This is a genomic window from Spirillospora sp. NPDC046719 (assembly GCF_040645715.1).
Classification (GTDB): domain Bacteria; phylum Actinomycetota; class Actinomycetes; order Streptosporangiales; family Streptosporangiaceae; genus Spirillospora.
On sequence record NZ_JBEYYT010000081.1, the window covers coordinates 17,156 to 28,649 of the forward strand.

The 11,494-nt window shown below is 73.6% G+C and carries 10 protein-coding genes and 1 tRNA gene; 8 read left to right on the top strand and 3 right to left on the bottom strand.

Going from position 1 to position 11,494, the window contains the following annotated elements; genetic code table 11:
* Positions 1-118: 118 nt before the first annotated feature.
* From ABZ914_RS16655 to ABZ914_RS16680, 6 genes are all read left to right on the top strand, one after another.
* A tRNA-Arg gene (locus tag ABZ914_RS16655) sits at positions 119-195 on the top strand.
* A 208-nt stretch (positions 196-403) separates the two neighbouring features.
* The gene (locus tag ABZ914_RS16660) at positions 404-871 is read left to right on the top strand and encodes a MarR family winged helix-turn-helix transcriptional regulator (RefSeq protein WP_500193763.1); all 468 of its coding nucleotides are present in this window, start codon (positions 404-406) and stop codon (positions 869-871) included.
* A 222-nt stretch (positions 872-1,093) separates the two neighbouring features.
* Entirely contained in the window at positions 1,094-1,894 is an 801-nt protein-coding gene (locus ABZ914_RS16665) for an IclR family transcriptional regulator (protein WP_241756080.1), read from the top strand.
* Between the two features lie 71 nt (positions 1,895-1,965).
* The gene (locus ABZ914_RS16670) at positions 1,966-2,583 is read left to right on the top strand and encodes a TetR/AcrR family transcriptional regulator (protein WP_500193764.1); all 618 of its coding nucleotides are present in this window, start codon (positions 1,966-1,968) and stop codon (positions 2,581-2,583) included.
* Between the two features lie 35 nt (positions 2,584-2,618).
* Positions 2,619-4,610: an NAD-dependent DNA ligase LigA gene (gene ligA / locus ABZ914_RS16675; protein WP_500193765.1), complete on the top strand. Its 1,992-nt coding sequence runs from the start codon at positions 2,619-2,621 to the stop codon at positions 4,608-4,610.
* Positions 4,611-5,276 (top strand): metallophosphatase domain-containing protein, encoded by a 666-nt coding sequence (locus ABZ914_RS16680; protein ID WP_500193766.1) that lies wholly within the window; start codon positions 4,611-4,613, stop codon positions 5,274-5,276. It begins immediately after the preceding gene.
* Between the two features lie 5 nt (positions 5,277-5,281).
* On the opposite strand, the gene ABZ914_RS16685 is transcribed toward ABZ914_RS16680, so the two are convergent.
* On the bottom strand, positions 5,282-6,097 hold the full coding sequence (locus tag ABZ914_RS16685; RefSeq protein ID WP_500193767.1) for an SAM-dependent methyltransferase: 816 nt from the start codon (positions 6,095-6,097) through the stop codon (positions 5,282-5,284).
* Between the two features lie 201 nt (positions 6,098-6,298).
* Between ABZ914_RS16685 and ABZ914_RS16690 the strand changes: the two genes are divergently transcribed.
* Positions 6,299-7,306 (top strand): ATP-dependent DNA ligase, encoded by a 1,008-nt coding sequence (locus ABZ914_RS16690; RefSeq protein ID WP_500193769.1) that lies wholly within the window; start codon positions 6,299-6,301, stop codon positions 7,304-7,306.
* Position 7,307: 1 nt separating this feature from the next.
* Here ABZ914_RS16690 and ABZ914_RS16695 read toward each other — a convergent pair whose 3' ends face one another.
* Together ABZ914_RS16695 and ABZ914_RS16700 are read right to left on the bottom strand one after the other, a co-directional pair.
* The gene (locus tag ABZ914_RS16695) at positions 7,308-9,335 is read right to left on the bottom strand and encodes a SpoIIE family protein phosphatase (protein WP_500193770.1); all 2,028 of its coding nucleotides are present in this window, start codon (positions 9,333-9,335) and stop codon (positions 7,308-7,310) included.
* A gap of 80 nt (positions 9,336-9,415) precedes the next feature.
* On the bottom strand, positions 9,416-10,336 hold the full coding sequence (locus tag ABZ914_RS16700; protein ID WP_500193771.1) for a LysR substrate-binding domain-containing protein: 921 nt from the start codon (positions 10,334-10,336) through the stop codon (positions 9,416-9,418).
* A 72-nt stretch (positions 10,337-10,408) separates the two neighbouring features.
* Between ABZ914_RS16700 and ABZ914_RS16705 the strand changes: the two genes are divergently transcribed.
* The coding region (locus ABZ914_RS16705; protein WP_500193772.1) for a thiolase family protein at positions 10,409-11,494 on the top strand (1,086 nt) is incomplete at its 3' end.

Below are 11,494 nucleotides of genomic sequence, written 5' to 3' on the forward strand. Positions count from 1 at the left end.
GATATGGCCCTCCGCCCACCGCCCGGTCCCGACGCGTCCCCTGGTGGCCGCGTTATGGATGTGGAGCCGGAGGACGCTCCGCCTTACACTGTGTCCCGGCGTCCCGCCGGGCCGCCGAGCGCCCGTAGCTCAGCTGGATAGAGCATCGGTCTTCTAAACCGACGGTCGCGGGTTCGAATCCTGCCGGGCGCGCCACCCCCCACCAGCGCAAACGCGCGCTGTCAAGCCAAGATCAGGGCGGTCGCCCGCATGTCGCGGCCGTGTCCCATCGCGGTGAGCTGCCGGTGCCGGCGGCATCCAGGTGATCATCTTCTTGATCTCGACCGAACTTGAGGTCTTACGGTCCCCGCATGACCTGCACGTCGTGCAGGGCTCGCACCGCACGTGTTAGAGGGGGACTCCCATGACGACCGAGCAGCTTTCCGACGCCGAACTCGCCGGACAGCCCGCCGCGTACTGGACCGGTGTCGCCTACGAGGCGCTGATCGCCTACATCCGGGCCCGGCAGGCCGAAAAGGGCTACACCCAGCCCCAGTTCTGGCTGCTGCGCAACCTGTCGGCGAACGACATCTCGCCCACCGGCGACGGGATGACCCTGTCCGAGTTGCGAGCGGCCATGGCCTCCTACATCCGTCCCGAGGACGACCTGGCGGCCGAGGCCGAGGTGCTCGTGGAACGGGGCTGGCTGCGCCGGGACGCCGAGGACCGGCTGTGGCTGACCGAGGAGGGGGAGCGGGCGCGCGTCGAGCTCGCGCGCAACGCCCCCGCGATCCGCGCCGCCCTTCACGAGGGCATCGACGACGCGGAGTACGTCACCGCGATCAAGGTGCTCCAGCGGTTGATCCACAACGCGGGCGGAACGGTCGCCTGACGCGGATCTCGTGCGCCTCGCCCCGGGCAGCCTCGCTTCCGCGGCCGTCCTCCCGGGGGTCGGTTCGGGGCGAGGCTTCCCTTCTGTGCACGTGGGCGCTACCTTGCGAGACAGAAACCAGAATTCACTTCAGTTTCGGAGGTGGTCGGGTTGACGTCAGCCGCCACGGCCGGGCGACCCGGGTGCCGTCCGCGGGAGCTTCCGCCGTCCATGGTCGAGCGGATGACGCTCATCCTGGACGCGTTCCGCGGTACGACGACGCGGCTGACCCTCGAGGAGGTCGTCCACGCGACGGGGCTGCCGAGGTCCACCACGCACCGGATCCTCGACCAGCTGGTGCGGGCGGCGTGGCTGGAGCACGCGCCTCCCGGGTACCTGCTCGGGCGGCGCTCCCTGCGGCTCGGCAGCGACGCCCAGGGGTTCGTCGACCTGCGGTCGGCCGCCGCCCCGGTGCTGCACGAGCTGCAGCTCAGGACCGGGATGGTCGTGCACCTCGCCGTGCTGGAGGACACCCGCGTCCGCTATCTGGACAAGATCGGGGGCCGGTTCGCCGCCCGGGTGCCCTCGCGGGTGGGCGGCAGCGCCGTGGCCCACTCCACCGCGCTCGGCAAGGCGATGCTGGCCTGCCTGCCGGCGGAGGAGGTCGACGGGCGGGTCGGTGCCCCGATGAGCCGGCTGACCCAGCGCACGATCGGCGACCTGCGGACCCTGTACCAGGAGCTGCACCGGATCCGCGCCCGCGGCGGGGTCGCCTACGAACGCGGCGAGCACACCCCCGGCATCTCGTGCGTCGCCGCGGCCGTGCGCGGTCCGGAGGGTCCGCTCGGCGCCGTCTCGCTCGCCGGCGAGGCCGGATGCCTGCTGGAGACCGCCGCCCCGCTGGTGGCCGCCGCGGCGCGGACGATCTCGGTGGAGCTCGTCTCGGCGGTCGAGAGGCATCCCGGTGACGCGCCGGCGGAGACCTGGTCGGCCGAGACGCTGGCCCGCCTCGCGGCGATCGGCCGGGACGGCGCCTGGATCTGAGCGCGGCTCCGCGGGTGCGGGCCGGCGGGTGCGCACGGCACAATCGACCGCGTCGAGACGAAGGAGAAGCAGTGCCACGCATCGCCGATCCCCGGCCGGCGGCCGAGCCCAGGTCGCCGCACCAGAAGGACCGCCACGAGCGCATCCTCCGGGCGGCGCGGAGGCTCGGCGGCGTGCACGACCTCGATCGGGTCCAGATGCAGGACGTGGCCAACGAGGCCGGGGTCGCGATCGCCACCCTGTACCGCTACTTCCCCTCGAAGACCCACCTGTTCGCCGCCGTGAAGCGCAAGCAGGTCGAGCTGTTCGCGGAGGAGGTGGCCCGGCTGAAGTCGGCGGCGGAGAACCCCCTCGACGCGGTGGTGAGGACCCTGGTGCGGGCCAGGGAGGAGATGATGCGGCGGCCGCAGCTGTCGCGCACGATCCTGCAGGCCGACCAGACCGCGCAGGCCACCGCGAACGGCCCCTGGTCGTCGGACCGCACGTTCCGCGACATGCTGCTCGCGGCGGCCGGGATCGACGCCCCGGAACCCGCCGACGAGCGATTGGTGCGGCTCCTCGAATCGTGCTGGTACGGCGTGCTGCTGTCCTGCCTGAACGCGAGGCTCTCCCCGGCGGAGGCGGACGTCGACATCCGGGTCTCGTGCGAGATGCTGCTCGGCGCGCGGCTGGGCGGCACGACGGACTGACGAGCATTGTCGGTGGTGTCGCGTTTAATCGAGGGGTGGACGTTGAAGAGCGCATCGCGGAGCTGACCGCCGAGGTCAGGCGGCTGAACGACCTGTACTACGGCACCGGCGACAGCCCGCTGCCCGACGCGGACTACGACGCGCTGAAGGACGAGCTGGCGGCGCTCGTCGCCGAGCACCCCGAGCTCGAACCGGCGGACAGCCCGCTCGGGAAGGTCAACGCGCCGGCGGAGCTGACCGGCCCGACCGTCCGGCACGCGCGGCCGATGCTCTCGCTGGCGAAGGCGACGAGCGAGGAGCAGATCCGCACGTTCTGCGAGCGCTTCGGCGGCCAGGTGTTCCGCGTGTCGGAGAAGCTCGACGGCCTCTCGCTCAGCGTCGTCTACACCGACGGGCGGCTCGACTACGTCGCCACCCGCGGCACCGGCGCGGTCGGCGAGCTGGTGACCGAGAAGGTGCGCCATGTGATCCCGGGGCTGCCGACCGCGATCCAGGAGCCCGGACGCGTCGAGGTCCGGGGCGAGGCGGTGATGCTGCGGTCGGTGTGGGCCGCCTACAACGAGGCGCACCCGGACAAGACGCTGACCAACCCGCGGTCGGGCGCCGCCGGGACGCTCGTGCTGAAGGATCCCGAGGCGGCGGCGAAGGCCGAGCGGCTGCTGCGGTTCTACGCGTTCGGCGCCGACCGCGAGGGCGTCGCGATGGACCTCCCGGAGGGCTTCGAGCCGGTCGCCCAGTACGTGTGCGCGTCCGCCGGCGAGGTGGTGGACGCGATCAACGAGATCGGCGGGCGCCGCGACGGGCTGGACTACGACATCGACGGCGCCGTGGTGCGGCTGCACGAGCCGGCGGCGTTCGACGCGGCGGGCTTCAACAGCGCCGAGCCGCGCGGGGCGATCGCGTTCAAGTACCCGCCGGAGGAGAAGCTGACCACGCTGCTGTCGGTCGAGTGGCCGGTCGGCAAGATCGGCCGCGTCCCGCCGCGCGCGAAGGTCGCGCCGGTGTTCGTCGGCGGCGTGACGGTGGAGAACATCACCCTGCACAACCCGCGCCTGATCCGCGAGCGCGACCTGCGGATCGGCGACACGGTGGCGGTCGTGCGGCGCGGCGACGTGATCCCGTTCGCCGGCCGGTCGCTGCCGGAGCGGCGCGACGGGAGCGAGGTCGAGATCGTCCCGCCGACGCACTGCCCGTCGTGCGGTTCGGAATTGGAGGTCCGCGGCACCGGCGAGGAGCGCTGGTGCGTGAACCTCCAGTGCCCGGCGCAGGCGACGCGCCGGCTGATGCACTGGGCCTCGCGCCAGGCGGCCGACATGGAGGGCGTCGGCGACGTCTGGATCGAGAAGCTCGCCGAGGACGGTGTGCTCAGGCGCCGCAGCGACCTGTACGACCTGACCGCCGAGCAGCTGCTCGGCTACGAGCGGATGGGCGAGGTCAGCGCCCGGAACATGGTCGACTCGATCGCGTCCTCCAAGGGCATGGGGCTGCGCCGCGCGCTGATCGGGCTGGCGATCCCGATGGCGTCGGAGGGCACGGCGAAGCGGCTGTGCCTGGCCGGCTACGAGCGCGTCGAGGACGTCGCGGCGGCGACCGTCGAGGATTTGGTGGCGATCCGCGACATCGGGCCGAAGGCCGCCGAGAGCATCGTGGCGTTCTTCGCCCGCGCGGACGTCCGGGAGGAGATCGCGGCGCTGCGCGAGCGCGGCGTGAACCTCGACGTCCTGGACGAGGACCGGCCGGTCGACGCGGCGGCCGCGGGCGACTCGCCGCTCAAGGGCGCGTCGGTCGTGATCACCGGCGCGTTCACCGACCCGCGCTCGGGCGCGAAGATCAGCCGCCCGGACGTCACGCGCCTGGTCGAGCAGGCGGCGGCGACCACCGCCTCGGCGGTCTCGGCCAACACCGACTACCTGCTCGCGGGCGCCAACGTCGGGGCCGCGAAGACCGGCAAGGCCGAGAAGCTCGGGGTCACGGTCGTGCAGCAGGACGAGCTGTGGCGCTGGCTGGCCGAGGCCGGGGTGATCTGAATGCGCATCGTCGCGGTGGCCGACACGCACACCTACCACCACGACCTCGCCGTGCCCGACGGGGACGTCTTCGTCCACGCGGGCGACCTGTGCCGGCGCGGCGAGGACCTCGCGGAACTCCGGGAGGCCGCCGACTGGCTGCGCGCCCTCCCCCACCGGACGAAGATCGTCGTCGCCGGCAACCACGACCGGATGCTGGAGGACCGGCCCGACCGGGCGCGCGCCGTCCTGGCCGAGCGCGGCATCCGCTACCTGCAGGACAGCGGGACCGAGATCGACGGCGTCACGTTCTGGGGCAGCCCCTGGCAGCCGGCGTTCAACGACTGGGCCTTCAACCTTCCGCGCGGCCGCCGGCTGGCCCGCAAGTGGGCCCTGATCCCCGAGCGGGTCGACGTCCTGATCACGCACGGCCCGCCGCTGGGCATCGGCGACGCCGGCGCCCCGCCGGGCCGCCACGGCTGCGCGGACCTGCTGGCGCGGGTGCGGCAGGTCCGTCCCAGGCTGCACCTGTTCGGGCACATCCACCAGGACGGCGGCCTCTGGCACCACGACGGGACGGCCTTCGCGAACGTCACCACCTGGGAGTGCGAGCGCGGCCCGACCGTCATCCGGCTGGACGCCGCGGGCGCCGTCGGCGAGGTCGTCCCTCCCGCACGCACCGGCTAGCCGGTTCAGGGCTTCAGGGCGACGCCGCTCCACATGGTGGACGGGGTGGAGGCGAGGGCCGGGACGTCCGGGCGCCATTCGGGGGCCCGGACGAGGCCGGGCTCGACGAGGTCGAGGCCGTCGAGGAACGCCGCCACCTGGTCGCGGCTGCGCAGCGTGATCGTCTGCGCCATGGCCTCGTTGAGCCGGTCGGCCATATTCGCCATCCTGGCGGCCTGGATGTCGGTGGCCGGATGGGAGATCGCCACGTAGCTGCCGCTCGGGACCGCGTCGACCAGCGTGCGGACGACCCCGTACGGGTCGGACTCGTCCGGCACGTACTGCATGATCGCGATCAGCATCACCGCGACCGGCCGCTCGAAGTCCAGGATCTCGCGCGCGGCGTCCAGGACGGTGCCGGTGTCGCGGACGTCGGCGTCGATGTAGGAGGTGGCGCCGGCCGGGCTGCCGTTGAGCAGGGCGCGGGCGTGCGCGAGGACGACCGGGTCGTTGTCGACGTACACGACGCGGCTCTCGGGGGCGGCGGCCTGCGCGACCTCGTGGGTGTTGTCCGCCGTGGGGATGCCGGTGCCGATGTCCAGGAACTGCCGGACGCCCCGCTCGGCGGCCAGGAAGCGGACGGCGCGGGCCAGGAACGCCCGGGTGTTGCGCACCGAGGCGACCATGTCGGGCAGTGCCGCGATGGCCTGCTCCGCGGCCTCCCGGTCGGGCTCGTAGTTGTCCTTGCCGCCGAGCCAGTAGTCCTGGATGCGGGCGATGTGCGCAACGCTGGTGTCGAACGAGGGCGTGTCCGGCGCCCTGTCGTGCGTCTCCCCGGCCATCGTGGGACCTCCAGACCTCCCGGCGCCGAGTCGCCGCCCAGCCTAGACCGGCAAGATCCGCGGAGTGGGGGCTTTCGGGCGGCCCGCCCGGCGCGCGGCCCGGGGGGCAATGACCCGGCCATGCCGTGTCCAAGAATCCCGTTGCCGCGCTGTCTCCGGCGGGGCTGCGGGTAGCCGCACTTCACGGGGGGGGTGGCGGCTATGCGCATCGGTGGGCCCGTCGTCCCGATGGCGGCGACGGCGATCGACCGGATCCCGGACGAGGCGGCCTGTCCCGGCGGGTGCCGGTACGAGCCCAAGTGGGACGGGTTCCGCGCGCTGGCGATCGTGAACGAGAAGGGCGGGGTGCGCCTGTGGTCGCGGCGCCTGAAGAGCTTCAACGACGCGTTCCCCGAGGTCGTGCCGGCGGTCTTCGACGCGCTGCCGCCGGGGACGGTGGTCGACGGCGAGATCGTCCGCTGGGGACGCGACGGGCGCCTGGACTTCGCGGCGTTGCAGCGCCGGCACGTCGCCGGGCGCCGCCGCCGCGAGCTCGCGCTGACCGAGCCGTGCCATTACGTCGTGTTCGACGTCCTGGAGGCCGGTGGGACCGACTACCGGCCCAGGCCGCTGTCCGAGCGCCGCGAGGCCCTCGAACACCTCCTGTCCGGCGTGCCGGACACGTCCCGGATCGTGCTGTGCCCGCAGATGCGCGACGTGGGCGAGGCCCGGGTGTGGTTCGAGATCCTGCCAGCGCAGGGCATCGAGGGCCTCGTCGTCAAGGCCGCCTCGGGCCGCTACCAGGAGGGCAAGCGCGGCTGGTGGAAGGTCAAGCACCGCACCACCACCGAGGCCGTCGTCGGCGGCGTCACGGGCGGTGCCGCCGCCCCGGAGACCCTGATCCTCGGCCGGTACCGGCCGGACGGGCGGCTGCGCGTCGTCGCCCGCTCCGGTCCCCTGCCCCCGGCCGCGCGCCGCGAGCTCGCCGGCCTGCTGGCGCCCGCCGGGGACGACCACCCGTGGCCGGCGGTCCTGCCCGCCGGATGGGCCGGCGGGATGCCCGGCGCGGAGGCGCCCACCCCGTACGTCCGGGTCGTCCCGGACGTCGTCGTCGAGATCAGCGTGGACGCCGCGACGGAGCACGGCCGGTGGCGCCACTCGGTCCGGTACGTCCGGACGCGCAGGGACCTGCACCCGACGGACGTTCCCCAGGGCCTCGACCTGGAGTGACTCAGGACGGCACGAGGGTCCGGGCCAGGAGGAGCGTCACGTCGTCCTCGGCGGTCCTCGTCACCATGGTGTCGACCACGCCGGCGCAGAGGCGGTCCAGCGGGACGTCGGGACGGGCCAGGGCCGCGCCGAGGCGCCGCATGCCCGCGTCGAGGTCGTCGTCGCGCCGCTCGATCAACCCGTCGGTGTACATGGCCAGCAGGGTCCCCGGGGCGAGCTCGACCTCAGCGGACCGGTGCGCGCCGAGCCCGAGCCCGATCGGGGTGCCCGCGGGAAGGTCGGGGAAGGAGACGCCGCCGCCGGGATCGACGATCGCGGGCGGGAGGTGCCCGGCCGAGGCCATGGAGCAGCGCCGGGAGGCCGGGTCGTAGACGATGTACAGGCAGGTCGCGGCGATGGGCGACAGGGCGCTGCCCTGCTCCTCCTCGTCCTGGCGCGCGTACAGCTCGTCGAGGCGGGCGAGCAGTTCGGCCGGAGGGAGTCCGAGGTAGGCGAGCGTCCGCATGGCGGTGCGCAGGCGCCCCATGCTCGCGGCGGCGTTGAGCCCGTGCCCGGTCACGTCGCCCACCGCGAGGGCGAGGCGGGAGTCGGGCAGCGGGATCGTGTCGTACCAGTCGCCTCCCACGCCCTGGTGGACGTCGGACGGCAGGTAGCGCGAGGCCAGCTCCATCATGTCCCCGCCGCACAGCCTGCGCGGCAGGAGCTGCCGCTGGAGGGCGAGGGACGCGTCGTGCTCGCGGGTGTACTGGCGCGCGTTGTCCAGGCTCAGCGCGGCGCGGGCCGCGAGCTCCTCGGCGAGCACCAGGTCGTCCCGGGTGAACGGCGCCTTGTTGTCGGTGCGGACGAACACGGCGATGCCGAGGAGGCTGCCGCGCGCCCACAGCGGGACGATGATCAGCGTGTGCATGCCCATGGCGTCGATGACCCGGGCGCGGTCGGGGTCGGCGTCGAGCCAGCTCCCCGGCGAGGTGTCCATCTCGGGTTCGAAATGGGAGCGGCCGGACTCCAGGACCAGCGTGAACGGGGACCGGGGCGGCACGTACACCGGCTGCCCCTGCGGCCACAGGGACTCGGGGATCCCGGCGTGGATCGAGGCCAGGCCCGCGCGGCGGAACACGGGGATGCCGCTGTCGCCGGCCTCCAGCCGCTCCAGGGGTTCCGTCCCCGGCAGGACGGCCTCGGTGAGGTCGACGGTGGCGTAGTCGGCGAACGCCGGGACGGCGAGGTCGGTGAGTTCCTGGGCGGTCCGCTGGACGTCGAGGGTGGTGCCGATCTGGACGCTGGCCCGGCGGAGCAGGGCCAGCCGCTCGCGCGCCCGGCTATGGGTGATGTCGATGGCCATCAGGCACACGCCGAGGGGGCGCGAGTCGAGGGCCTCGACGCGGAACAGGAACGTCGAGAACGTGCTCTCCCCGCCGGTGCCGCCCCACCGGGACTCGCGGTCCAGCACCGGGACGCCGTCGGCGAGCACCTCGCGGATCAGCTCCGGCGGGACGAGGGGTTCGAGCTCGCCGGGGCTCTCGGGCAGCGGCCGGCCCACCCGGAAGCAGGGGAAGGCCCCTTCCAGCCGCTGCGCCCGCTCGTTCCGCCAGACCGACCGCAGGTCGGTGTCCCAGGCGACCATCACCACGGGCGCGGCGCTGAGCAGCGGCTCCAGCACGGACGTGCCGAGGGTGAACACCGAGGCGGGGATCGCCGCCACGACCCAGGCGGGCGCCCCGCCCGGGGTGGTGATCCGGATCCGCTCGAGGTGCGTGACGATCTGGCCGCCGTCCTCGTGGCGGAGGTCGACCATGCCGACCCGGTAGTCGTCGTCGCCGTGGCCGCCGTTCCACGTCCAGATGCGGCGTGCGCGGTCGCGCTCCATGCGCAGGTCGGTGCCGGGGCGGCCGAGGATCCCCTCCGGCGGATAGCCGAGCAGCTCGCCGGCCGCCTTCGACCATCCGACCACGTCGCCGCGGGCGTCGAGGACGGCGACCGCCGGGACGGGAGCGTCCCTGCCGTGCTCCCAGATGTTGCTCCGAGCCATGGAGCCATACAATCACGCGGCCACTCGCCTGACGTGCGAAGCATTACCATTCGGACACGATCAGTCACGAAAAGTGACCATCATTCGATCAGTGAGGAACCGCCCGCGCGGCCGGTTTCCTGGACGATCCGCCGGACGACGGAGACGGCGCGCGCCAGGTGGGGTTCGGTGCGGTCGGTCCGGTGGGCGATGGCCAGGTCGACGCCGGCGGCGGGACGGGCCAGGGGGCGGAAGACGACGCCGTCGAGGGCCAGGGCCGTCACCGGTTCGGGGACGACGGCCGCGCCGAGGCCGCCCGCGACGAGGGTGACGAGGGTCGAGGTCTCGCCGACCTCGTGCCGGATCCGGGGCTCCACGGCGGCGTCGCGGAAGAGACCGAGCACCACGTCGTACATCACGGAGCGGCGGTCGGCGGAGTGCACGATGAGGTCGGCGCCGGCCAGGTCGGCGACCTCGACCCGCCGCTGGGCGGCGAGCGGGTGGTCGGCGGGGACGGCGACGACGAGCCGGTCCCGGCGCAGCGGCAGGACGGTGAGGGACAGGTCGGCGATCGGCGGGCGCAGCAGCGCGAGGTCGATCTCGCCGGTGCGCAGCGCGGCGGCCTGGTCGGGCACGAGCATCTCGCCGCGGAAGGAGAAGTCGACACCGGACAGTTCGAGGGAGAGGCCGCGGGAGAGGGCGGGCAGGAGGCTGTAGGTGGCCGAGCCGACGCAGCCGATCGTGAGGTGCCCGACGGCGCCGGCCGCGATCCGGCGGGCCTCGTGGGCCGCCTCGTCCACCTCGCCGAGGATCCTCCGTGCGCGCGCGAGGTAGCCGCGGCCCGCGTCGGTGAGGTCGACCCGGCGCGTGCTGCGGTGGAGGAGCTCGACGCCGAGATCGGTCTCCAGCCGGCGGATCGCCTGCGACAGCGGCGGCTGGGCCATGTTGAGCCGTTCGGCGGCGCGGCCGAAGTGGAGTTCCTCGGCGACGGCGACGAAGTACCGCAGGTGACGGAGATCCATATTGCCTGCGTATCAATCTGCACGAATATTGATACTTCACTGTATCAAGGGAGGCCACCTAGCCTCGGTGGCATGAGCACCTATCTGTACTCGGCCGTCCGGACGCCGTTCGGACGGTTCAACGGCGCCCTGGCGGGCGTGCGGCCCGACGACCTAGCGGCCGGCGTGATCACCGCGCTGCTGGAGCGGGCGCCCCGGCTGGACCCCGCGGCGATAGGCGAGGTCGTCTGGGGGAACGCGAACGGCGCGGGCGAGGAGAACCGCAACGTCGGCCGGATGGCCGCGCTGCTCGCCGGGCTGCCGACGAGCGTGCCCGGCACGACCGTCAACCGGCTGTGCGGGTCCAGCCTCGACGCGGCGATGATCGGGTCCCGGACGATCGAGACCGGCGACGCCGACGTGGTGCTGGCCGGCGGCGTCGAGTCGATGACCCGGGCGCCGTGGGTGCTGCCGAAGCCGGCGAAGGGCTTCCCCGCCGGGAACGTCACCGCGGTGTCGACCACGCTCGGCTGGCGGCTGGTGAACCCGCGCATGCCGGAGGAGTGGACCGTCTCCCTCGGCGAGGCCAACGAGCTGCTCCAGGAGAGGTACGGCGTCGGCCGCGAGCGCCAGGACGCGTTCGCCCTGCGCTCGCACCGGCTCGCTGCGGCCGCCTGGGACCAGGGCTTCTACGACGACCTGGTGGTCCCCGTCGAGGGGCTAAAGCGCGACGAGGGCATCCGCGCGGACACGTCGCTGGAGAAGCTGTCCGGCCTCAAGCCGAGCTTCCGCCCGGACGGCACCATCACCGCCGGCAACGCGTCGCCGCTGAGCGACGGCGCGTCAGCCCTGCTGCTCGGCTCCGCCGAGGCCGCCGGGCGGATCGGCCTGGAGCCCCTCGCGCGCGTCGCCGGGCGGGGCGCGTTCGCCCTCGACCCGCAGGACTTCGGGTACGCCCCGGTCGAGGCGGCGAACCGCGCCCTCGCGCGGGCCGGCATCGGCTGGGACCGGGTGGGCGCCGTCGAGCTGAACGAGGCGTTCGCCGTGCAGTCGCTCGTCTGCGTCGACGCCTGGGGCGTCGACCCGGAGATCGTCAACACCCGGGGCGGCGCGATCGCGATCGGCCACCCGCGCGGCGCCCGCGGCGCCCCAGATCGGAAGAGCGGGGGGGAGGGGAAG

What these genes read in the sequence shown, in the direction of transcription:
- ABZ914_RS16660 (WP_500193763.1), top strand. Translation starts at nt 404, where the DNA reads ATGACGACCGAGCAGCTTTCCGACGCCGAACTCGCCGGACAGCCCGCC.
- ABZ914_RS16665 (WP_241756080.1), top strand. Translation starts at nt 1,094, where the DNA reads ATGACGCTCATCCTGGACGCGTTCCGCGGTACGACGACGCGGCTGACC.
- ABZ914_RS16680 (WP_500193766.1), top strand. Translation starts at nt 4,611, where the DNA reads ATGCGCATCGTCGCGGTGGCCGACACGCACACCTACCACCACGACCTC.
- ABZ914_RS16685 (WP_500193767.1), bottom strand. Translation starts at nt 6,097, where the DNA reads ATGGCCGGGGAGACGCACGACAGGGCGCCGGACACGCCCTCGTTCGAC.
- ABZ914_RS16690 (WP_500193769.1), top strand. Translation starts at nt 6,299, where the DNA reads ATGCGCATCGGTGGGCCCGTCGTCCCGATGGCGGCGACGGCGATCGAC.
- ABZ914_RS16695 (WP_500193770.1), bottom strand. Translation starts at nt 9,335, where the DNA reads ATGGCTCGGAGCAACATCTGGGAGCACGGCAGGGACGCTCCCGTCCCG.
- ABZ914_RS16700 (WP_500193771.1), bottom strand. Translation starts at nt 10,336, where the DNA reads ATGGATCTCCGTCACCTGCGGTACTTCGTCGCCGTCGCCGAGGAACTC.